Source organism: Sphaerotilus microaerophilus (assembly GCF_023734135.1).
GTDB lineage: Bacteria > Pseudomonadota > Gammaproteobacteria > Burkholderiales > Burkholderiaceae_C > Sphaerotilus > Sphaerotilus microaerophilus.
In genome coordinates, this window is the sequence record NZ_AP025730.1 from 3,180,164 (window position 1) to 3,203,079 (window position 22,916).

At 68.5% G+C, this 22,916-nt stretch carries 12 protein-coding genes, 2 pseudogenes and 2 CRISPR repeat arrays (1 of these 16 cut by a window edge); of the genes and pseudogenes, 1 reads left to right on the top strand and 13 read right to left on the bottom strand.

Going from position 1 to position 22,916, the window contains the following annotated elements:
• Positions 1–234: direct repeats of the CRISPR family, unit length 35 nt; unit sequence GTCTTAACCGGCTGCGATTTCAGCCGTCTGTGGGC; it begins 470 nt to the left of the window's first position.
• 258 nt (positions 235–492) lie between these two features.
• The 6 genes and pseudogenes from cas2 (NGK70_RS13780) to NGK70_RS13805 form a co-directional block, all read right to left on the bottom strand.
• A complete protein-coding gene (gene cas2, locus NGK70_RS13780; RefSeq protein WP_251969106.1) occupies positions 493–780 on the bottom strand; it encodes a CRISPR-associated endonuclease Cas2 in 288 nt (95 codons plus the stop codon).
• A gap of 5 nt (positions 781–785) precedes the next feature.
• Complete coding sequence (gene cas1, locus NGK70_RS13785; RefSeq protein ID WP_251969107.1) at positions 786–3,149, bottom strand: CRISPR-associated endonuclease Cas1; 2,364 nt, start codon at positions 3,147–3,149, stop codon at positions 786–788.
• 41 nt (positions 3,150–3,190) lie between these two features.
• Positions 3,191–3,493 carry a CRISPR-associated endonuclease Cas2 gene (gene cas2, locus NGK70_RS13790; RefSeq protein WP_251969108.1) on the bottom strand — a complete coding sequence of 101 codons (303 nt, stop codon included), beginning with the start codon at positions 3,491–3,493 and terminating at the stop codon, positions 3,191–3,193.
• A 15-nt stretch (positions 3,494–3,508) separates the two neighbouring features.
• On the bottom strand, positions 3,509–4,672 hold the full coding sequence (locus NGK70_RS13795; protein WP_251969109.1) for a hypothetical protein: 1,164 nt from the start codon (positions 4,670–4,672) through the stop codon (positions 3,509–3,511).
• Positions 4,673–5,058: 386 nt separating this feature from the next.
• Positions 5,059–5,280, bottom strand: a complete 222-nt coding sequence (locus NGK70_RS13800; RefSeq protein ID WP_428985517.1) for a DUF559 domain-containing protein — start codon at positions 5,278–5,280, stop codon at positions 5,059–5,061.
• 261 nt (positions 5,281–5,541) lie between these two features.
• A CRISPR array of direct repeats spans positions 5,542–6,244; the repeat unit is 35 nt; unit sequence GTCTTAACCGGCTGCAAATTCAGCCGAGTGTGGCC.
• Positions 6,245–6,418: 174 nt separating this feature from the next.
• A pseudogene (locus NGK70_RS13805) lies at positions 6,419–6,769 on the bottom strand (transposase); the annotation flags it as partial.
• Between the two features lie 82 nt (positions 6,770–6,851).
• On the opposite strand from NGK70_RS13805, the gene NGK70_RS13810 reads away from it, so the two are divergent.
• A complete protein-coding gene (locus NGK70_RS13810; RefSeq protein WP_251969112.1) occupies positions 6,852–7,865 on the top strand; it encodes an IS701 family transposase in 1,014 nt (337 codons plus the stop codon).
• A gap of 49 nt (positions 7,866–7,914) precedes the next feature.
• Here the strand turns inward: NGK70_RS13810 and NGK70_RS13815 are convergent.
• From NGK70_RS13815 to NGK70_RS13845, 7 genes and pseudogenes are all read right to left on the bottom strand, one after another.
• Positions 7,915–8,595: pseudogene (locus NGK70_RS13815) on the bottom strand (IS701 family transposase); the annotation flags it as partial.
• Between the two features lie 208 nt (positions 8,596–8,803).
• Positions 8,804–12,556 (bottom strand): TIGR03986 family type III CRISPR-associated RAMP protein, encoded by a 3,753-nt coding sequence (locus NGK70_RS13820; protein WP_251969114.1) that lies wholly within the window; start codon positions 12,554–12,556, stop codon positions 8,804–8,806.
• A gap of 18 nt (positions 12,557–12,574) precedes the next feature.
• A complete protein-coding gene (locus NGK70_RS13825) occupies positions 12,575–14,431 on the bottom strand; it encodes an RAMP superfamily CRISPR-associated protein (protein WP_251969115.1) in 1,857 nt (618 codons plus the stop codon).
• Positions 14,428–16,059, bottom strand: a complete 1,632-nt coding sequence (locus NGK70_RS13830) for a hypothetical protein (RefSeq protein WP_251969116.1) — start codon at positions 16,057–16,059, stop codon at positions 14,428–14,430. Before NGK70_RS13830 ends, NGK70_RS13825 begins: the two co-directional genes overlap by 4 nt.
• Before the next feature lie 70 nt (positions 16,060–16,129).
• Complete coding sequence (cas6, locus tag NGK70_RS13835) at positions 16,130–17,080, bottom strand: CRISPR system precrRNA processing endoribonuclease RAMP protein Cas6 (RefSeq protein ID WP_251969117.1); 951 nt, start codon at positions 17,078–17,080, stop codon at positions 16,130–16,132.
• Positions 17,081–17,352: 272 nt separating this feature from the next.
• Positions 17,353–18,666, bottom strand: coding sequence for a TIGR02679 family protein (locus tag NGK70_RS13840; protein ID WP_251969118.1), 1,314 nt, complete (start codon positions 18,664–18,666; stop codon positions 17,353–17,355).
• Positions 18,667–18,682: 16 nt separating this feature from the next.
• On the bottom strand, positions 18,683–22,912 hold the full coding sequence (locus NGK70_RS13845) for a TIGR02680 family protein (protein ID WP_251969119.1): 4,230 nt from the start codon (positions 22,910–22,912) through the stop codon (positions 18,683–18,685).
• Positions 22,913–22,916 lie beyond the last annotated feature (4 nt).

Consider the following 22,916-nt stretch of genomic DNA (forward strand, 5'->3'; position numbering starts at 1 on the left):
CGGTCTTAACCGGCTGCGATTTCAGCCGTCTGTGGGCCGAACGCAACGGCGGACTCCTCTGTCAAAACCGTCTTAACCGGCTGCGATTTCAGCCGTCTGTGGGCGGATGTGGCCGGTGCAGTTGCAGCGGTGGCCGTCTTAACCGGCTGCGATTTCAGCCGTCTGTGGGCGATCGAAGAAGCCCTGAAGAAGAAATGGGGTCTTAACCGGCTGCGATTTCAGCCGTCTGTGGGCCCCCTCCCTGGAGAGCAAGCATTGGCGCGGGTTGCAGAGGCAAAATCGGCGCTCAGCGATAACACTGCTGATGGTGTGGTCAATTTCGGCCTCCAAGTGCCACTTTCTTCAATGGAATCATTCTTCTGCGCATGTTGTTTCAAGCGTCTTGTGAAGGGATCGGCGCAGGTCATTGATTTTCAAAGAGCACGGCCATCGCGCTGACACGCTGCGGCTGGCAGCGAGTTTCGCACTTTTGCGCCGCCGGCAGAAGCGCCGTCACACGATCCAGAACGGCTCCTGTCGCTCGGGCGCGCCGCCCTCACCCTGGGTGCGCGTCGCCCGCCGGCAGGCGCGGCAGATGGGGCGCAGCAGGGCGCGGTCGGCTTGCGCGTCGAGCATGCCGTTCAGCCGCTGCTGCAGCGCGCCCACCGCGTCGTGGTCCAGCGCGCAGAGGTAGAGGCTCTTCTGCACCCGGTCGCCGTGCGCCAGCGCCACCCGGGCCACACGCTGCAGGCGGCGCGGCTCGCCGATGTCGTAGCTCAGGGTCCAGAGGCGGGGCTTCATGGCGGTCAGCGGAACACGGCCGGCGCGTAGCGGGCCGCGTCGCCCTCGCGGTAGACCTGCGCCAGGCGGCGCACCTGGGCGTCGATGAGGCGGCGCAGGTCCTGCAGTTCGGCGCCGGCACCCTCGGGCGGCTGGCGCTCGGTGTTCAGCCGCACTTCGATGGCGCGGATGAAGCGCTTCACCGCCGCGGGCTTCAGGGAGTAAACACCGCCGCGCTCGATGAAGTCCTCCGGCAGCAGGCCACCGTTGAGGCACAGGTGCAGCAGCACCGGGTCCACCACCACGGGGCGGAACTCCTCCATCAGGTCGGAGGCCAGCGCCATGTGCCCGGGCTTGACGGCATGCAGGTGCCCCAGCCAGGGCGTGAGCCCGCGCGCCTGGATCAGCCCCGCCACCGCGTGGTACAGCAGGGTGTAGCCCAGGTCCAGCAGGGCGTTGATGGGGTCGCGGCCGGCCTGCTGCTCGCGGGCGCCGAACGTCCATGTCGGCGCCAGCCAGTGCCGCCAGGCGCCGAAGTAGGCCGCCGCCCCCGCGCCTTCCAGCCCGCGCAGCGTGTCCAGGTCCGGGGCCGTCTTGAGCCGCCCGCGCAGGTCCCGCAGCTGCAGCAGGGCCGCCTGCACGGCGTCGGCGTTGGCCGCACCAGCGTCACCCCGGCGGTGGCGGGCATAGCTGGCCAGCGTGCGGGCGGCGTTGGCCAGCTTGCCGTGCACGAAGTGCCGGGCCAACGCCAGGTTCAGCGCTGCATCCGCCTGGGCCGCAAACTGCGCCTGCTGCAGCCGCACCGCATCCCCGCCGGGCGGCTCCATGCGGCCATAGAAGCGGCCCATGCGGCTGGTGAGCACCACCGGGATGCCGTGCTGCATGCAGCACACCAGCGCCGCGGTGGTCACCGTGTTGTGGCCCATCAGCATGACCAGATCCACGTTCACCGCCGGCAGCTCCAGCAGCAGCTCCTGCTCGCGGCGCACCAGCAGGCGGCGGTTCTCGGTGTGCAGGCTGGCGGCCGGGTCGACCAGGTAGAGGGTGCGCTGCAGGCTGGGCAGCGGGGCGGGGGCGGCGGCGCTGTCCGGGTCGTCGTCCTGCTCGGGTACGGGATCGGCCATGGGATCGGCCACGGGATCGGCGGGGGCCGCGGTCGTTGGCGGATCTGCCTCATGGGCATCGGACGCCCCGGCATCGGCGTCGGCGTCAGGGTGAAACTCGGCATCAACGCAGGAAACCGCTTCGGCAGCACCGCCTGGATCATCGGCCGGCAGGTCGTCGGTCCGAGGCGCCGGCGGTGCCTGCCAGCCGGGCAGGGCCGCCAAGGCCTCAGCCCAGGCGGTGGCCATCTCGCCGACCAGGCCGTCGTCCTCCTCCTGCGCGTCCTCATGCGCATCGGCATCCGCCTTGTTGAGGGTGGCGGCCCGATCCGGGCTGCCCTGGGCCGACCGCGCCAGGGCAGAGCCCACCTCGGCCCGCGCCGCCTCCACCACCTTGCGTGCCGGCAGCGCCAGGCTGCGCACGAAGTGCCAGCCCAGGAACTTGAAGCCCTGCTCGAAGTTGACCACCCGTGTCTTCAACGGGTTGAGCTCCAGGGCCAGGTCGTGCAGCACCTCCTCGCTCAGCGCCACCGCCTCCTCGGCCCGCTGGCGGCTGCGTGCCAGGACGACGAAGTCGTCGGCATAGCGCACCAGCGCGTGGTCGGCGTCCAGCAGCGCCTCGTCCAGGTGGTCCAGGTAGAGGTTGGCCAGCGCGGGGGAGAGCGGCGAGCCCTGTGGCACGCCCAACGGGTTGGCGGGCAGCTCCGGGGCCGCGCCAGTCAGGCCGGGCCAGGGGCCGCGCTCGCCGGCATCCCACACCGGCGTGGCCAGCCAGCGCTCCACCAGTGCGACCAGCTCCGCATCGCCACACAGCAGCTGCAACTGGGCCAGCAGGCGGGCGTGGGGGATGCGGTCGAAGAACTGCGTGATGTCCGCCTCCACCACCCACTGGTAGCCCTGGCGTTGCAGCAGCCCGATGCGCTCCACCGCCATGCGCACCGAGCGGCCCTGGCGGTAGGCGTAGCTGCATTCCTCGAACTCGGCCTCCAGCGCCGGCATCAGCAGCTGGGCGGCAGCCGTCTGCAGCACCCGGTCACGCACGCAGGGCACGCCGATCGGCCGGGGCGGCTTGCCCGGGCGGGGCAGCCACAGCCGCAGCAGCGGCAGCGGCCGGTACTGCCCGGTCAGCACCTCGCCCTGCAGGGCCGGCTGCTCCTGGCCCATGCGGGCGGCAAAGTCCTCCACCGTCACGCCGTCCACGCCCGGGCGGCCCTGGTTGGCCAGCACCCGGTCCAGCGCGGCGCGCAGGCGGGTCTGGGCCAGCATCTGTCGCAGCAGTTTGGCCATGGTGTTCTCCCCTGTGGGTGTCTGTTGCCGGCTCGGTGCCGCTACACGATCCAGGCATTGGCCTGCACCACCAGTTCCGGCGCCGGCCGGCCCAGGTGACGGATGCGCTGCGCATCGCCGGCACACAGCGGCGTGTAGCGCAGGATGTCCTCGGTCGGTTCGATCAGCCGCACCAGCCGCCGCTGCAGCGCCTCCAGCTCGCTGGCCGTCAACTCGCAGACGAACAGGCTGTAGTGCAGCCGCTCGCCCACCGCCGACAGGGCTCGCTCCACCCGCCGCAGGCGGCGGGGGTGGGCGATGTCGTAGGCGATGTGCCAGCGCGTCGGCGTGCTGCTGATGGGCAAGGCGGCCTCTGCGCTTCAGTGGGCCGGGTCAGCCGCAGGTTGGCCGGCCAAGCCGCGCCCGGGATGAGGTCCGGCCCCGGGGATGGGGGTGAAGCCGGGCGCCTCCGGGTGCGGTGGCAACGGTGGCTCGGGCTCCGCGGCAGGCGCGACGGGCGCTGCAGCCGAGCCATCCGTTGGGGGGGTGGATGGAACGATCTGCCCCACCGCTGCGGCCAGTGACATGGCGCGGCTGCTCCCTGTCAGCACCCGCCAGCGCAGCCCTGTGCCGGCCCACTGCGGGTGCTGCCGCAGCAGTGCCAGCGTGGCGGGCTGGTCGTCCGGATCGGCAAGCAGGGCCTCCAGATACAGCGTCAGCAGCTGCAGCCGGTCCCCTGGCGGCAGGACGGGTGCCTCCTCAGCCAGGACAGCCCGTATCAGCGCCCTGGGCCGACGCAATTGCCACAACCCCAGCACATGCGCGTAGTGGCGCAGCGCTTGCGCGCAGGGATCGCCCTGCATGGCGGGCCTGGTCAACTCCACCAACATCTGCTGGAGCACCACCTCCCCGGTGGTCACCGGCACACTGCCCATGCTCTGGAGCCGGACATTGAGGTCCAGCAGGCGGGTGGCCACGTCCGGCTCCGCGAGCCGCTGCGGTACGCCGCGCCACCATCCTGCCGGCGCCGAAGCGCTGGGCTGGGAAGCCATCGCGGTGTTCTGCGCGGGGGGCGTTGCGCTGGCGCCTGCCACTGCCGCCACGGCCGGCGACGGCAGCGCTGGCGGGGCAGGCTTGTCGCCTGCCGGACGCACCGTCTGGGCCACGAAGACGTGGGCCTGACGCACCAATTGCCACAGCAGCAGGTTGCCGTCCGACAGGTCGACCAGCAGCAGCGTGGACAGCGCAGCCCCGATCGCAGCCCACAGCGGGCGGCGCAGCCGCTGCTGCAGGCTTTGACCCAGAGCGAGCAGGTGCGTGGCCTGGGCCTTCAGCAGCCGCTCCAGCCGCTGGGCACTGGAGGGGGCTCGTTTGGGTTTGGGTTTCCGGTGCGACGCCGCCGCAGCACGCTGCAGCCGCGTCGCACCCGCCTGGGCCGAGACGCCGGGTTCAACCGAGGCTGGGTGCCCCCGGGCTGTGGTTGCAGCGGACTTGCTGCGACGCGAGCGGGCGACCTTGCCCACGAGGGAGAAGGTGGTTTTCATGGCGGCTTTGATGCGTGAGGCAAAGGAAGGGGTGGGCTTCGAGCGGGCGTGGCGAGGTGACATGGCGAAATCCGATGCGGCTGATGGTCATGGCTGTGAATTCCAATACTCGAGAAAAACCCGGCGAAAACCCTCCCAACCGTAGCAACAAACTGCGGGCTGCCGGGGCGAACGGCAACACTCCACCGAGCGCCGGACCCGTTGGGTTCCGACGCTGAATGAGTGCTGGCGGTGACTCCAGATTAGCCGAAGTCAGAAAATCCTGCAGGCTGGGAATGCCCTGGGTGAGGGGTGCAGAGCGTGAACTAGGGAAACTCCTGAGGGACCGGGGACGTTCTCTCAGAGCTCGGCCATGCCCTGGCACACCGCTGCTTCGATGGTCTCCATCACGGTTGCCAACGCCTGCAACACCAGCGCGTTGCCAAAGCGCAGCACCCGCTGGCCCAGTGCTTCCAGCCGACGTACCCCGCGATGGGCTTCTGCCGGTAGAAGGGCATGCCCGCCACCTGCTTGCGACGCAGCTGCGCCCACAGGACCTGCTCCGCCCGAGTCGCGTTGGAACGCAACTCCCGTGCACGGGACTTGAGCGTTCGTTGGTAGGGCAGCATGGAAACTCCTCGTGAATCGAGCGGAACGGGAGTGGCCCCTTTGGTGAAATCCCCCCTCGCCCCCCTTTTTCAAAGGGGGGAATGAGCCCTGACGTTGTAGCCGCAAACGCCCCTCCCCACCGATCGCACCATGTCACTCCCCCCTTTTGAAAAAGGGGGGTTGGGGGGGATTTGGGGCCATCGCCAGGCGCCATCCCCAACCGGCTGCGATTTCAGCCGTTTGGTGGCCCCGAGCAGGCTGGCAAGGACTCGGAAGGGTTCGTCTTAACCGGCTGCAAATTCAGCCGAGTGTGGCCACTGGTTTTCCAGACGGGTACGGTCGTCACGGTCTTAACCGGCTGCAAATTCAGCCGAGTGTGGCCCCCAGACGCAAGTCAAGGACGGTACCGTCAGTCTTAACCGGCTGCAAATTCAGCCGAGTGTGGCCACTGTGATCGCTGCAGCGCTGTTCGCCCTTTTGTCTTAACCGGCTGCAAATTCAGCCGAGTGTGGCCTGGCAAGGGTTTGGGGTCGACGTCCGCGGTGTGTCTTAACCGGCTGCAAATTCAGCCGAGTGTGGCCGAGCTTCTGAACTACTCAATAATGAGTGTAAAGTCTTAACCGGCTGCAAATTCAGCCGAGTGTGGCCCATTTCTGTTCAGGACAGGTCTGTTGACGGCGGGTCTTAACCGGCTGCAAATTCAGCCGAGTGTGGCCGCGCAGGCACAGACGGCAAAAGATGCGTGGAAGTCTTAACCGGCTGCAAATTCAGCCGAGTGTGGCCTCAAGTCCATCCTTGATGTCGGCCTGGCTCAGGTCTTAACCGGCTGCAAATTCAGCCGAGTGTGGCGTCACGGGTGTCGGCAAGCAGTTCTTCACGGCGTCTTAACCGGCTGCAAATTCAGCCGAGTGTGGCCCGTTGAGACGCCAACCCACCTCCTCGTGTCCTTGTCTTAACCGGCTGCAAATTCAGCCGAGTGTGGCCCCCCTCCCTGGGAAGCCAGCATTGGCGCGGCTTGCAGAGGCGAAATGGGCGCTCAGCGATAACACTGCTGATGTTGTGGTCAATTTCAGCCTCCAAACGCCACATTTATCAATGGTAGGACTTACGCAGGGTCACTTCAGCTAGCGCAATGATTCGCCATTTCGACTCAATATGTCAGATGGGTGCCATGCGAATGGTTGGTGACCGAAGTTCCTTCTTGAGGAATTCCGAGAGGATTCCCTTCTTCAGGCTGTAGATGTTTGTCTTCAGCGCTTTGGCCGTCTCGCAGAGGTGGACCCAGGCCAATATCGCGCAGGCGATGTGATTCTTCTGTGACCGGGCCATTCTGCACTGACATTTTTCGATGCCAAGAACCTGCTTGATCTCCCTGTGGTACTGCTCAATCTTCCAGCGCACGGCACACATCTCATGCGTATCGTCCGTCGAATCTTGAGATAGGTCGTTTGTCACAACCCAGTCCGTGCGATTGGTATCAACCACAACCCGGAACAGTTTCAGCTTTAGGACTTACGCAAACGTTTAAATCAAACTAGATTATTTAATATATCGGCGCCGATTTCGTGGTATTTGTGATAATATATTCACCATGAAACCCACGAGCCGAGACTACTGCCAATTTCTGATATCCACACAAATCAACTACACGCAGACCTATTTTGCGGATCACCATCAGAGGTTTTCTCATGACGCCATAAATCGCTACTTGCAGGCTGCCAATATCAGCCCGGCCGATGTCTGGAATCTGGCCCGACGAAACATCGAATTTGACGACGATGCCTGCCTGGTTTTCGATGACAGCGTTCTGGACAAGAACCACTCGCACAAAATCGAGCTGGTGCGCAAACAGTACAGCGGCAACGCCCACGGCCTGATCAAGGGCATTGGGGTGGTCAACTGCCTGTACGTGAACATCAAGACCGGCCACTACTGGATCATCGACTGGCGCATCTATGCGCCTGACGAAGACGGCAAGTCCAAGCTGGATCATGTCCAGGAGATGTTCGACAATGCCATGGCGCACAAGAAGCTGCCCTTTCGCACCGTGCTGATGGACTCCTGGTACGCCACCATGGATCTGATGAAGCACATCCACCGGGCGGGCAAGCACTTCTACTGCCCGCTCAAGAGCAATCGCAAGGTTGACGACAGCCAAGGCCAGCAGCCCTACAAGGCGGTCAGTACGCTGCAGTGGAGTGCCCAAGAACATGTGCATGGCAAACACGTCAAACTGTTCAAGTTTCCCAGTGACATCAAGCTGAAACTGTTCCGGGTTGTGGTTGATACCAATCGCACGGACTGGGTTGTGACAAACGACCTATCTCAAGATTCGACGGACGATACGCATGAGATGTGTGCCGTGCGCTGGAAGATTGAGCAGTACCACAGGGAGATCAAGCAGGTTCTTGGCATCGAAAAATGTCAGTGCAGAATGGCCCGGTCACAGAAGAATCACATCGCCTGCGCGATATTGGCCTGGGTCCACCTCTGCGAGACGGCCAAAGCGCTGAAGACAAACATCTACAGCCTGAAGAAGGGAATCCTCTCGGAATTCCTCAAGAAGGAACTTCGGTCACCAACCATTCGCATGGCACCCATCTGACATATTGAGTCGAAATGGCGAATCATTGCGCTAGCTGAAGTGACCCTGCGTAAGTCCTAAGCTTGATGTCACTGGGAAACTTGAACAGTTTGACGTGTTTGCCATGCACATGTTCTTGGGCACTCCACTGCAGCGTACTGACCGCCTTGTAGGGCTGCTGGCCTTGGCTGTCGTCAACCTTGCGATTGCTCTTGAGCGGGCAGTAGAAGTGCTTGCCCGCCCGGTGGATGTGCTTCATCAGATCCATGGTGGCGTACCAGGAGTCCATCAGCACGGTGCGAAAGGGCAGCTTCTTGTGCGCCATGGCATTGTCGAACATCTCCTGGACATGATCCAGCTTGGACTTGCCGTCTTCGTCAGGCGCATAGATGCGCCAGTCGATGATCCAGTAGTGGCCGGTCTTGATGTTCACGTACAGGCAGTTGACCACCCCAATGCCCTTGATCAGGCCGTGGGCGTTGCCGCTGTACTGTTTGCGCACCAGCTCGATTTTGTGCGAGTGGTTCTTGTCCAGAACGCTGTCATCGAAAACCAGGCAGGCATCGTCGTCAAATTCGATGTTTCGTCGGGCCAGATTCCAGACATCGGCCGGGCTGATATTGGCAGCCTGCAAGTAGCGATTTATGGCGTCATGAGAAAACCTCTGATGGTGATCCGCAAAATAGGTCTGCGTGTAGTTGATTTGTGTGGATATCAGAAATTGGCAGTAGTCTCGGCTCGTGGGTTTCATGGTGAATATATTATCACAAATACCACGAAATCGGCGCCGATATATTAAATAATCTAGTTTGATTTAAACGTTTGCGTAAGTCCTAAATGGAATCAACCATGGGCGCTCGTTTCTTCAAGCGCAAAAGCAAGAGTAGCCTACAAGCTGTTGAATTTTCAAAGAGCGAGGGCTGGCTGGGGGTGGCCGCCAGCCCGGGGCCAGGGGCGAGTCAGGTGCCGCGGCGGCGGCGGTGCAGGCCGTTCAGGGCGGTGCTGCTGGCGTGCAGGGCTTCCAGCGGTTGACGAGTCTCCTTTGGTAGTTTCTGGGTGATGGCATCGTTGGTGACGAACCAAGTGAAATTCTCACCCTCGATATTCTTGCCCTGCACCTGCGGGTAATGGACCGGGTATTTGACCTGATCCGGGTTACCGATGAGTTGAAGTGCACGCCGTACCGCCGGGTCGCTGCGGGCCATGTGGCGCTGCGCCAGGATGACCGGATCTGCCTCCGACACTGCCGCGGGTGAAGAGAATTCAAATTGCCGGTATCGTGCTGAGCGGTCACATATCCTGAGTTGCGTCAAGTCGACTTTCGCACTGCCGAGGCCAATGGGTTTTCCCATGCCGATCTTGTGCTGAAAATGTTCATCCGGGCGCAGTGCCGCACACAGGCTCTCCAGTTCAGCGAGGCTGAGATTGGCGAAACGCACGGTGAATTCGAATCGGTTGCCTGCAGCGAGGGGGGTGACACGTACCTTTTGCTTGACCGTCTGTGCGGCCGTGGCAGCGTCGGTCGGGTGACTTTTCCACGGGGGAAGCCCGTTCGGGTCGGGGCGGCCCAGGCTGTTGAGCGGCCGCACGCGCTGGGCGGCATCGCGCAGGGCGTGCAGATAGGCCTTTCGGCCGCGCCATTGGTATTGGTCGGGTGCCTGTGCGAGTTCGGCCTTGGATGTGGCCCTGACAGGGCCTTTGCGCGGCTGCAGGTAGAACGACGGGGAGGGTGGCTTGGGGCTGGAGAGTATCTTCAGCGTCACTTCCTCGCCGCAGCGTTCATCGGCGGGCGTGAGCGGGAGCGCCGCACTGAAACTGAGTTTGCCCATCCAGGCGAGGATGGGCGGATCCTGTGCCTCGCGCGGAGATGGCGACTGGCCCTGGGCGGCTCGTTCGGGACGCTGCTCGACGCTGCCAAAGAGCAATTCGCTGGGCGACAACGACCCCCGGGGCTTGCCGGGCACCGGCAGGAGTTCGGGCTGGGGCAGCGATTCCCGGGAAGGCCAGGGCAGGTGCGCATTGGGTGGCGGTCGGTTGACGGCCTTGCGCCAGATGGCCGACCAGGCCAGCTCTTCAACCTGGTTCCTGGCATCAAGGCGGAAGAAGACGCGCTGGCCCTCCACCAGCCGGGCCCGGTTTCCGTGCACGGCATCGTCCGGGTTGCGCTGGACGCGGTTCGCACTCGCGGACTTGACGGCGGGCAGCGCCGGCAGGCCGCGCCGGTCGGTTTCTTCGGTGCGCTCGTCGGCCAGCTGGTAGAGCCGCGTGATCACATCGTCCGGTATGGGGTGGCTTCTGCCGGTGGCCTCGTCGAGTACTGCCGGCATGGCCACGATCTCATCGCCCTGACGGAGCTTGAAGCGCTTCGTGCCGACGAACACGCCGCGCAGCGGCAGGGCCTGTTCGGTCACCGCCCGCACCGACCAGATGCCGTCATCGGCCACCCGCAGTGCGGAGCCGGTGAGCGACTCGTGCAGGCTGCTCACCAGCCCGCGCAGGCTGGTGGCGGGGATGGCCGGTCGGCGGCCGAGCAGGTAGGGCGCCTTGAGCCTGGGAAGGTTTTGGGCTTGGTGCTGTTCGTCGGCATCTCCCGCACCGATGAACACCGGCGTGGTGGTGGTCAGGCGGCAGCGGAGTTCCCCGTGCAGGGCGTCGGCGGCGTAGCGGGCGTGGCTGTGGTGGGCGGAGCGGCCGTTGCGCAGGTCGTCGGCAGCGGCCCAGGGCAGGTGAGGGTCATCCGGCCGTGGGGTCGGGAAGGGAATGAAGATGTAGGGATTGTGGAAGCGGTCCGGCTCGGCCTCGGCGGCCCCGGCGGTAAGCGTCCGCAGGGCTGGGGTTTCGTGGGCCGTGGGCTCTGTCTGGGTCGAGGCTGCGGCGAGGTCGGCTCCCCGCAGCGTGTCGGGGGCTGGTGGCAACGCGGCGGCCCAGGCCGCCAGCGCCTCGGGCAGCGTAGGCAGGCTCCTGTCGGGCGGATGGTTGGTCAGCCTGGGCTGGAGCGCCCGTTCCAGTCGGTGTGCGCAGTCGCTGGTGGATTGGCCGTAGCCCTTGGAGGCACCGTAGCCCAGCGGGATGTCACCGTCGTCCAGGTCACGCAGGACATGGGCCAGCAGGCCCAGGGCGCGGGCGGTGCTGCCGGGGCACAGCGCTTCGACCCGGGTCAGGCGGCGCAGATCCAGATCCAGGTGGCCGCTCAGCGTCGGGCAATCCAGCACCTCGATGGCAAATTTGGCGCTGTCCTTGCCGCCGCCGGTGAGGCGGTCGATGGCCAGCAGGTGCTGCACCTGGGTGGGGCAGCCGGGTTCGGCGACGAAGTCGCTGCAGCGCAGCAGGGCGCGCCAGCCGGGGGCACCGAAGAGCAGGGTGGCCAGGTCGAGCTCGTCGCGGCCGAGTTTGCCGGCCAGGTCGCCCAGGCCGCTGACGCCGGGCACTTCGTAGCCGGCCACGGCCGGGCGGCCCACCGTGCGCAGGATCCGCTCGGCCTGCGCCCGCAGCGCGCCATGCAGGCTGTGGGCAGGCAGCAGGCCCCGACCCTGGTGATCGCGGCGGGGCACACCATCCGGGTCGCCACTGCCGGGCTGCTTGCGGGTGTTGGCCTGGTAGACGAGGAAGGGGCTGTGGAACTGGAGCTGCAGGCCGCTCAGGCGCAGCCAGGCTCCGTCCGGCAGCGTGAGTTCAGCGGCCCGCAGGCCAAGCTTGGCGAGGGCCAACCCGGGGTGGTTCCAGAGGTTCCTGGGCTGAAGGGAGGCAGCCGTTGGCACCGCGGCTGCCGGCGTCACCTGGGTTGTCGGTTTGGCTGCTGCGTGGGCCTGAAGGTGGGCTGTCGAATAGATGCGCTGGCCCGGTCGAGGTTTGGCGGGGGTCGATGCTGACGAGGATGGCGGAGCCGCCGCTGGGGTCGTCGCCTTTGCCGCCCCCAGGAGCAAGCCCCAAAGCGCGGCGGCACTGTCGATGCGCTGGACTTTGCCCTCGGACCAGGCGATGCGCCCCTGGTCGGCCGCCTGGCCGGCGCCCAGGCGCAGGGGGCTGGCGTCAGCGCCGGCCAGGGCGAGCAGGCCGAGCAGCTGGGCCACTTCCGGTTCGGTCAGGCCGCGGGCGGTGCACTCGAAGGGGAACTCCGCACCCGGTGGCAGCACGCTCTGCAGGTAGAGGCGCTGGTGCTCGGCGGCCCCGGTGTGGCGATTGCGGCTGACGTGGGGCAGCTGGGCGACGTGGGGGTGGCCTTCGGTGGCGAAGTCAGGCAGGTCACTGCTCGACGGGAGCTTGGCCGGGTCCACGTAGAGGGTGACGAACTCGACCCGGCCAGCTTGGGTGGTGGCATGGGGGCGGTCCTCGGCACCGAACAGGCGGGCTTGCAGCTCCTGCGGCAACCCGGCCTGGCGGGCCAGCTCGGCGAGTGCACCCTTGAAGCTGCTGGCAGGGATGCAGGGCTGGCCCTGGTGGTCACGGGCGACGGCGGCGACGTGCCGATCCGCGGTGGCGGTGCCGCCAGGCGAGCTGTCACGGCCAGGCCGATCGGGCAGGGTGATGGAGTCGTCGCGCCCGGTGCCGATGTGCAGCGGCGTGCGCAGTGTGAAACGGCCCGAGATGCGCCAGAGGGGGGTGAGCGGCCGCAGGTCGCGCGTCAAGGGGGACGCAGGGGGGAGGGCGGCCGCGTCAAGGGTGTCAGGGGTGGCAGGGGTGGCAGGGGTGGCAGGGGTGGCAGGGGTGTCCATCGGGGGCCTCGCGATCGGTCAGAGTGCGGGCAGGCCGTGCAGCGGCGCGACAGCGATTTCGCCGTAGCCGTTGCAGGGCAGGTAGGGGTGGTCGCGCCAGGTGGCGCCGTGGGCTTGGGCCACGGCCGGGGGCAGGGCCAGGCCGTGGGCTTGCCAGTGCCCGAGCACCGCCTGTGCGGCAGCGGCATCCGACCCCACGGTCAGCACGAAGACACTGCCGGCCTCGGTGAGCAGCATCGGGCGGTAGCTGCCCGACGGGTCACCGCTCTGGCGGCGCCCGCCGAGCCAGTCGCCGCCGGCGAGTTGCTGGGTGGCGAAGAAGTGGCTGAGGTGCAGCGCGCCCGGGTACCCGAGCGAGCGCTGCAGTGAATCGAAGGCCTCGCGGTAGACCGCCAGCAGGTCAACGCCGGGTGAATCGGCCACCGCGGTGACGGGGAAGAGCAGGGCGTCGCTGACCAGCAGCAGCGGCACGGCCTGACCGGGCTGAAGCCCGGCCAGAGGGGGCTCCGGCCAGACCGCTTCAAGCCCCGCCTCACCGGTGGGGAGGGCCTCCACGTCAACGCGGGCGTCGGTCTTGCCCAGCGGGCCCAGGCCGTGGGACAGCAGCGGTTCCAGCTCGGACCAGACGGCGGCGTGGTCGGCTTGCGGGACGGCACTGAGGTCCAGGTCGAAGAGCCACCGGGTCAGCGGCTGGCCCTGTGGGTCGATCGGGGCGACCCTGCTCTGGTAGGCAAACAGCCCGGCCTCCTTGGCCTGGCCGTCTGCGTTGATGTCGGTGCGAACGCGCAGGTACGGGCGGGTGGTGCCCCAGCCCTGGCGTTGAACCACCGGCTCGCGGTCGGCGTCCTTCCAGTCGGTCTGGAAGGCGATCGGGCCCAGCGTCCGGCCGTGTACATCCACCGGGGGTGGGCTGGCATGGCGCCAGGCATCGACACATTGCCCGGCATGGGTGACGAGCGATTGCGGCAGCGGGGCTGGCCGTGCGCCGTCGCGCCGAGCCGGCAGGGCATGGGTGCAGCGCAGCGCATCGAAGTGGCGTGCCAGGACGCTGGACCCGCTCACCGCGTTCACCGTGGCGACTCCGGCCCGCTGGCACAGCGAGGTGGCGATGGCACCGAGCAGGGCAGAGCCGGGGATCACGTCACCGGACTCGAAGACGTTGCCGCGGCGGCTGCGGCTGGCGATGCACAGGGGCTCGGTGGTGAGGATCTGCCAGCGGCGGCGCCTGGGGGGCGTTGCGGTCAGGCCGGAGGACGGGGCGGTTGCCGGTCGGTGAGGATGGGCCTCCACCTGCACGCTCAGCAGCCGGCCGAAGCCGACATTGCGCCAGGCGCCCAGCTGGGTCTGCAGCAGCAGGGCTGCCCGCAGTTGCAGGGCGAGGCGCTGGGCCTCCTCTGCCTCGGCCCAACCGTGCCAGCGGCCTTCGAAGCAGAGCTCGGCACCGGCAGGGGCGACCTGCTCGACCATCAGCAGGTGGGCCGGCCGGACGCTGCCGGTGTCGGGGTCGATCTGCACCCGGGCCATGTCCAGGTCGTGCCGCGGTGCCTGGGCGTCGAAGGGCTGGCCGTTGATCGATTGCAGGCCCAGGTCCGCGACCTGCAGGCGAGCCCGTTTCCCGCCATCGTGCGGCCCGTAGCCCGGCTTGCCGAACCAAAGGTCGGCATCAGCGCCGCCAAGATCCTGGCCGTGGGCCGTCCAGGCTTCAGCGATCCGCCCCGCCACCAGCGTACCAGGCAGGATGGGGACGCCCCGGGGATCGGTCAGCAAGGTGGCGTGCAGGCCGTAGCGCCCGGGATCATTGCCGTGCACGAGGTAGGGCGACTGCAGGGTGATCGACAGGCGCAGCTCATGGAATTGACGGGTGGGGCTGGTCATTGGTCACCCCCTGATGAAGCGTCAGCGGTGCCCGCCACGTAGTCCCAGAGTTCCAGGAGCGTGACCCAGGCGGCGAGGTCTGCAGAGGGTGCCAGGTCGGCCCAGGCGGTCGGGTGATCGAGCGCCGGCCAGTCGTCAGGCCAGGGCCTGCCTGCCGGGTGGACGGCCTGCCAGCAGGCTCGCCAAGCGCTCGCATCCTGCTCGCGGGCGGCCCGGTCCACTTGCAGGTAGCTGCGCCGCAGCAGCGTGTGGGCCGCCATGTCGGGCATGACGTGTTCGGCCAGGAGGCGCACTGCTCGCAGCATGGCTGAGCGCGGCAGGGCGGATTGCAGCCTGGGCATGTGGCGGCGCAGGCTGGCGAGATCCGTCGGTGACAACTCCAGGCTGGCCCAGGACAGCCCCGCCCCGGGGTAGCGGGTGGCCAAGTGGGCGCCGAGGTCGCCACCCGCCTGATCGAAGTTCTCCAGCAGCATCCAGTGCAGCGTGTCGTCATTGCGGCCAGGGGCCTTGCCCTGCTCGGCCAGGCGCTTGGCCAGCCGCGCAATGCCCGAGATCGGCGCTTGCTGGTGGCAGAGCACCAGCCCGCAGGCATGCGTGAGGCGGGCATCGGCCTGCTCCGGTGGCGCATCGGCGGGCCAGCGCAGGTCGGCGCAGCTGGTGAAGAACACCTCGGCCAGCTCCAGCGCACACCAGCCCGGCGCCACCAGCATCAGCTCATCGCCCCCCCACAGCAGGGTTTCCAGCCGCAGCTGGCCGTCCCGGGTTTGCCAGCGCGGCTCCTGGGCTGCACGGTCGATGAGCGCGGCCAGGAAGCGGCGGCGTGAGTGCGTGTAGTGCTGCTCCCAGGCGCGTACTTCTTCGGCGTTCTGCAAGGCTCTGACGCGCTTGCCGAAGCCATTGCCGTCGGCATAGAAGACGCCGATCTTGCCGACCAGCGAGGCAGGCTCGACGGGAACGGTCGGCGCCTGTGCCAGCTCTTCGAAGTCCCTCGTGAAGCGGGCGCGGTTCCAGGTGGTGGGGCGCTCGCCTTCAGGAAGCTGGCCGAGCTCGCGCTCGTAGAGGTCCTGCTTGTGGTCACGCCCGTGGCTGCGGCGCTCGGCAACGCTGCGGCTGACGGCGGCCGGCTCACCTTTGACAATGTCCCGCCTCCCCGCCGGCCGCCGCTCGTCCACCTTGCAGGCCCCGGGCGCATCGTCCGCCAGCCCGATGGGCGACAGCGTGAGCGACTGCATCTGGCGCCAGCGATTGGCGTTGAGCACCGCGTCGGAGGCGGTGCAAAAGGTTTCGGCCTCGGCCACATCGACGACGAAGGTGCCGTGCCCATACAGCCGGTGATGGCCGAGGTGGTCCGCCACGCGCTCACGCAGGCGCTGAGGGTCCGTGCCGGGCAGCACCTCGAACAGACCGGCACTGGCGCCCGTCTTGATGGGGCGCAACTCGGAGCCGAAGGCCCTGGCGTCGGCCAGAGTCTCGACGGCCTGCAGCAGCATCAGGCTGCCGCCACGGCGGGTGGAGAGGTCTTCGGTGTCGTCGATGCAGTTCGCCAGGTTCACCCCCTCGACGCGCAACAGCCATCGGCTGCCCGATGTGGAAGTTGCCGGAGCGGCTGGCGTGGCGGGGTTCGGCATGAGGGCTCCTTCCTGTCTGTGGTCTTGGGTGCGTACTTGACGGTGGATGTGTCGCGATGCGGCCCGGTCCTCACGAGGCCCGATAGACGTACTGGCCGCAGCCCATCGTGGTCTTCTGGCCGACGCCGATCCATTGGCCCCAGTGCAGCAACGCCCGTTCCAGGGGATCGTTCCCGCCTGGGAAGATGAGCGTGCCGACGATGCCTGGCAGCTCCAGGCTGCGCGAGCGGGGAGGGTGGACACCACGCGCAGCGGCGCGGTAGGTCCAGACGATCTGCTCGGCAGGGGATTGGGCCGGAGTCAGCGGCATGACCGATCGGGTGGCAGGGCCGGATGACCAGCCCGGTCCGATCTGGAGTGCCTGGGCCAATTCGGGCTCCAGTGCGATCAACCTTTGGGCGATCGAATCGAGTACGCTACCCAGGCTCGGCCAGGGCAGCTGGCCGTAGCGTTGCAGCCCCTCCCGGGCAGCGCTGCGCGAAGCCAGCAGCAGCGGCGATCGGAGCAACAGGTGATGTAGACGCGGCAATGAATCTGCATCGGCCTGGAGGGCCGCATGTTGCCGCGCCCAGGCAAGTCGAAGGTCAGGCAGATGCTTGATCGTCGTCGCGCCCTCGTACCAGACGGAGGTGGGTTCGCTGCCTGGGGTGACCACCGTGGCGTTGGTGTAGTCGATCTGCCGGCCGTGCAGCCGGTTTCGGGCTTGCAGCAGCAGCGCGGAAAGGACCCTCGGCCAGAACGGCACGGCTGCGCCGAAGAGCAGGACGCCGAAGCTCAGCTCGAATCCCGCGCCAACGTCAGTCGTCGGTTCGACGGCGTTGTTGCCAGGCGCATCGACAGGCGGAGCCTGAACGGAGAAGCGTGCTGGGGCCTGGGCACCAGCGGGTCGCAGGACCTCCAGGATCGCCGGGTCGTGCGCCAGGACGCCCGCCTCGACCATGCCGTGCAACACGCCACCCAGGTGCATCGGCAACTCGCGGCGACCCGGACCGATGGAGGAGGTCAGTCCGAGCATCAGCATGGATCGGCTCCCCGTGATGCGAAGCTGTGCAATTCCCCGTCAAGAACCCAAGCCTCACGTTCGTACGCGGCGCTCGGCCGCGCAACCTGCCGTCGGTCCACCCTCGCTCCTGCTGGCCGGCTCGCCTCCCCACCCCACGGCGGGCTCCTGACCGACCTGTGACTCGTAACAATGTACGTCGGGTATCCGCACTGACGAGTTTGCGAGCGTGTAACTAGTTGAAAACGACCAGGGGCCGGGTGTCAGGCGGGTGGCACGTGTGCTTGAAATGGTCAGCGGGTCTGTGACAGGTGATTCAGGAGCCGATCTGCCAGTGCCTCTTCCGCGATTGCCCTGCCACGCTTGTGCATCGCATGGGCCAGTCGGGCGTCCCAAAGGGCTGTCGCTTCGGGGCCAGTCATCGCAAGGTTTGAGCCGCTGGTGGTGAGCGTGGCGGCTTCGTAGTCGGCTGTCCCCATACACCAGGGCTCAGTGCCGGGGTGGCTCAGCAACTGGTTGATGATGCGCAGGCCGGGCCAGTCGAAGTCCGCGTGGCAGCGCAGGCGTGCGCCGCACTGTGACAGTTGCTGCAGCAGCGTTCGTTGGGCTGCGGCTGGCATGCCGTCGGTGCACACCAGCGGGGCGCACTGCGGACCCAGTCGGTCGGCCGCAATGGCCAGCAGGTTGGGGTTTTCGCAGACGTAGACGGTGCGTCCGGCCACCGCCCAGGCCGGTGCGTGGCGCAGCAGCCAGCGCAGCGAGAGGTAGGCCGGCTCGCCCGGCTGCCAGGTCAGGGCGCCCGAACCCGTGGGGCTGGGCAGGTTGAGCACGAGCACCGGTCGGGCCAGCTCATTGACCAGCACGCCGGCGCGGGCCCACAGGTCGCGGCTGCGCTCGGGGGCTGGTGCGGCCGGGTCTGTGGCCTCTTCCTGGGCGGGGCTGTCAGTTTCTGTACCAGGGTCACCGGCGTCGCTGGACCGTGATGCGGCGAGCGTTGCTGGCGCATGTCGCCACGCCGCCAGCACCAGCGTGGCCACCGGGCGGCCGTCGTCCAGCGCATGGGCATCGCCCAGGGTCTGGGCGGCCAGTTGCGCGCGCGGCAGGCCTGGGGCAGGCAGACGCTGGAGCACCGCATCGGCCTGGGCGAGCAGGGCAGATGCGGCAGCGCAGTCCTGGTGGGCCAGGCGCTTGAGCAGGCCCGCAGCGCTCGTCGTGACCAGCCAGTCTCGGAGCCTGGCGTCTGCCCGCGGCTGCGCCAGCAGTGCCTGCCAGGCGGTCTGCGCCGCAGCGCGCTCGGCGGACCGGTCGGTGAGCGGCCCGTCCAGCTGCTGCAGCGCGTCGTGCAGCGATGTGGCGATGCCAGCGTTGCGCAAGGCGAGGTCGAGCTGCGCCAGATCCAGCCGCAACGAGCGGGCGCTGCTGGCCGGGCGCCCGCTCAGCAGCGCCAGGGCTTCGCGCTCGGCGCCGTGCAGGTCGCCCAGGTGCAGCACCCCGCCGGCCGCGCCGCCGCGCTCATAGTGGCGGCGCAGGCGCGCACGCAGCGCGGCCAGGGTGTCGCCGCCCAGCAGGCGCTGCAGGCGCGGGTCGATGGTGGCGGGCTTGCGCATGCAGCGCTGTCCGAGCTCAGGCGTCCTGCGCCGCCAGCGGTGCAAAGCGCCGGTCGGGGTCGTCCTCGCGCCGGCGAGCGTGCCCGTCCCAGGTCCAGCGCGACACATGCACCGCATCCACGCCCTCGCGGCGCTGCAGCTGGGCGATGGCCACGCCGGGCAGCTCGGCCGAGCAGGCCCATTCGCGCTCGCTGGTGATGACGAAGTCCAGATCGAACTCGCGCACCAGTGCCCAGCAGTGGGCGCGCGCGGCGTCGTCGATGCCGGCAAAGGCCTCGTCGAGCAGCACCAGGCGTGGTGCGATCGCGCTGCCGGATTGGCTGTAGAAGCTGGACACGGCGGCAAACAGCGGCACGGTCAGCCCCAGTGCGCGCTCGCCGCTGGAGGCCGGGCCTGACAGCGGGCGCCACTGCCCGTCCTGCCAGCGCTGGACGCGAAAGCGGTGCCAGCGCCGGTAGTCCAGCGCGCGGGCGAGTTGTTCGAGCAGGCTGCCACCCTGCTCGGCATCGGCGCGGGCACGCTCGGCGGCGATGCGCTGCTGCAGCATCTCGCCCACCACGCGGCGGTCCTCGGCGCTCCAGAGGTCGGCACTGGTGTGCAGCAGGCGCTGGCGCGCAACGGCCAAGCCCACCGGGGCGCCGTCGGTGCCGCCCTCCGGCGCGGTCTGCCATTGCAGGCGAAAGCGCACGCCGGTGGAGGTGGGGCGCTTGTGCAGTTCGTCGTTGACGGCGCCCACCTGGCGCTCGGCCTCGCGCAGCAGCTTCTGCACCGCGGCGGCGATCTCGGCCTGCAGGTGGTTCTCCATCACCTCGCGTTCCCTCGCGGTGAGCATCTCGACGCGCTGGGCGATCTCGCCGGCCAGGTGCAGGCCCAGCTGGTCGGGCCGCTCGGGTCGGTTGCGGTAGACGATGTGGACCACCATGCCCCAGTCGCTGGTCTCGGCCTGGGCCTGCTGGCCTAGCGCGGTGAGGGTGCGGCCGAGTTCGGTGTAGTCCCTGGACACCTCATTCTGCAGACGGGTCCAGGCCTCGTCGTCGTCGCGCACGGCGCTCAGGGCCTGCTCGGCGCGGCGCGCCAGGTTCAGCGCAGGCTCGATGGTCCAGGCCGCGTTCAGCGGTGGGGCCTCCAGGTCCGGCAGCGCGATGGCCAGCAGGCCAGTGGCGGCAAAGCCCTGCCACTGAACAATGGCCTGCTGGCGCGCGCCGCCGCGCTCGTCCAGCCGGGTGGCGGCTGCCTGGCTGCGCTGTTCGGCGCGGGCGCGCGCCTCGCCGGCCTGGCGGCGTTGCTCGTGCTGCTGCCTGAGTTGTGCCTCGCCATCCTGCACGGCCTGCCGTGCCTCGGTCAAGCGCCGCCGCACGGCGTCGACCTCGGCGCCGACGGACTCCAGCAGCGTTTGCCAGCTGATGTGCGCTTGCTCGGCCAGCGTGGCACGTTCGGCAGCCTGCTCGGCGGCGTGCCGGGCGTCGGCGGCGGCCTCCTGTTCGCGCGCTTGCTGCTGCGCCTGTTCGGCCAGCGCGTCACGCCACTCGCGCGCGGCATGGGCCAGGGCGTGGATCTGCTCGCCCAGGCGCTGTGCGGCCCGGGCGATGCCCTGCAGGGCGCTGCGCTCGGGCGGCAGGGCCAGGTCCTCGGCATCGTGTGCCAATGCCTGCCGGGCCTGCTCCCAGGCCTGCGCGGCCTCGCGCCAGCGCTGGTCGGTCTGGTCCAGCCGCGTACGGGCGGCCAGCAACTCGCGCGCGCTGGCGGCGGCCTCGGCGTGGGCGCTGCGCAGGGCGTCATCGGCTGGAGCCTGCTGCCATTCCTGCGCGGCCTGCAACTGCGCGGCGTCGAGCCGCATCTGGCGCTGCTGCAATGCGGTGGCCGTGTCGGCCAGCGCGGCCAGCCGGGTGGCGATGTCCTCCAGCCGGCGCGCACGTGCGGCGGCACGGGCGGCGTAGCCGATGAACTCGGCGCCCGGCTTGGACCAGGCACCGGCCAGTGTGCCGAGGCGGAAGCGCCCGACAGGCGACAGCCAGGTCTCGGCGCTGCCAGCGTCGTGCGCGGTGCAGGCCACGCCTTGCAGCAGGCGTTCCACCAGGGCTGGCGCCACGATGGTGGCACTGCCGGCGTCGTCGGCGCTGGCGGTCGGGGTCAGCCACAGGGCCAGCGAGTCCGGCCGGGCAGCCCGCTCGCGCCATTGCGTGTCGTGAACGAGGGGCACGCCGTCTGTGCCCAGCAGTGCACCGTCGGGCGTCACCCAGGCATCCAGCAGGCCGGCGGCCTGCAACGCGGCCTCCAGGCCGGCGCGCTCGCTGGCCGGCACCTGCGACTGGAAGTCCACCAGCTGCCACAGCGGTGCACCGGGGCGCTCGCTGCGCCCTGGCACATCGCGCCAGGGCGCAGCGGTGGGTGCAGCATCCTCGCCCAGCGCCAGGCGTTCACGCTCGGCCTGCAGGGTGTCGCGTTCGGCTTCCAGCGCCTGCTGTTCGGCCCGCAGCGCGGCGCGGTCCTGCGCCAGCCGCTGTACCGCTGCCTGCTGGGCCTGCTGCAGGGCGGTTCGCGCCGGGTTTTCGCCCTCCAGGTTCAGCGTCCAGGTGCCGAGGGCCAGCAGTGCCGCGTCGGCATCGGGGCAGTGCAGCTGGCGCAGGCCGTCCAGATGATGTTGCCAGGCCTGGACGAGCGCGTCGGCCTGGGTGTTCACCGCTTCGTCGGCGCTGGCGCGGCGCTCGGCGGCCGCGTCGGCTTCGTCGCGGCACAGGTCGCGCTGCTCCTGCACGCGGGCATGGGCCTCGGCCGCGCGGTCGCTGGCGTCGCAGCGCTGCAGCAGCACGTCGATCTGCTCGCGGCGTGTGCTGACGGCACGTTGCAGCTGCTGGCGGTCGGCATCGAGTGCGGCCGGCGCCAGCGCTGTCGGGTCGCTGGTGCTGGCCAGCGGGCTGGGGCTCAACATGGCACCGAGCCCGGCCTGCCCGGCGACGTGGGCGGTGGCTTCGCGCTGCGTGGCCAGGGCCTGCGCCGCGCGCGTGCTGGTGGCGGCGCGCTGCTGGTGGGCCTGTTGCTCGCGCGTGTGGCGGGTCTCGGCCTCGCGACGCGCACCTTGTGCGCGGGCGGCATCGTCCTGGAGGCGACGCGCATCGTGCTCAGCCTTTTCCAGCTGCCGGGCGCTGGCCATGGCCGGGTCGCTTTGCAGCGCCTCCTGGCGCGTGCGGGCGGCCTGCAGCGTGGCCTCGGCCTGCGTGAGCAGCTCGTTGGCGGCCGCCTCGGTGGCCTGGGCCTGCGCCTGTGCCGTGCGGCTGTCGTTGAGCTCCCGGCTGGCGTTGTCGTAGGCGGTCTGGGCGCTGCGCAGCTCGCGGGCCTGGCGGCGCGCGCGGGTGGCGGCGTAGCGCTGGTAGCGCTGGCTGAACTGGCTGACCGCGCGCTCCAGCGCCTCGTACTCGGCCAGCTCGCGGCGGTACTCCTCAAGCTGGTTGAGCGCGTCGGCCACGTCGGCCAGCAGGTCGGCGCTCAGCGGCGGCAGCGCTTCGGTCAGCGCGTTGGACAGGCTGGCCTCATCCGGCTTCTTCGACAGCTGCGGCTGGCGCAACTGGATCAGCGTGTCCATCAACGCGCCGTAGCGCTCCACGCCCAGGTGGAACAGCCGCTCGTCGACCGCGCGGCGGTACTCGGTGGCGTTGGGAAAGAGCTGGCCGCGTGCCGGCGCTGCCGCGGCGTCCAGCGCGTCGCGCAGGCGCTCGCGGGTGAGCACCACGCGGTTGGCACCGATCAGCCACAGGTCCTGACCGATGCGGCCACCCGCGGGCCCGCCTTCCAGCAAGAAAAACCAGCTGTCGACCTGCGCACGCGCGGCCGCCGCCGACAGCCCGCAGCCCAGCGTCAGGTACTGCGGCGCGCCGTCCTCGCCCAGCCGGCCCAGCTCCAGCCAGCAGTAGCCCATGCGGCGCTCATGCCGGCCCAGCAGCAGGTTCCAGGCCATCTTCTTGCCCGGATCGCCATCGGGCTCGATGCGCGAGGGCTTGAGCTGCGCGTCGAACAGAAAGGGCAGCGTCAGCGACAGCACCTTGGACTTGCCGGTGCCGTTGTTGCCGCGCAGCAGCAAATGCCCGTCGCGGAACCAGAACTCCTCGCTGTCGTAATGGAACAGCTCCACCAGCCCCAGGCGCAGCGGTTGCCAGCGCGTGCGCGCGGGCAGGGGCAGGGCGGGGCGGTCTGCGTGATCGTTGCGGTCAAGGCGGTCTGCCCTGGCCAGCGGGTCGGTGGTGATGCTCATGGGG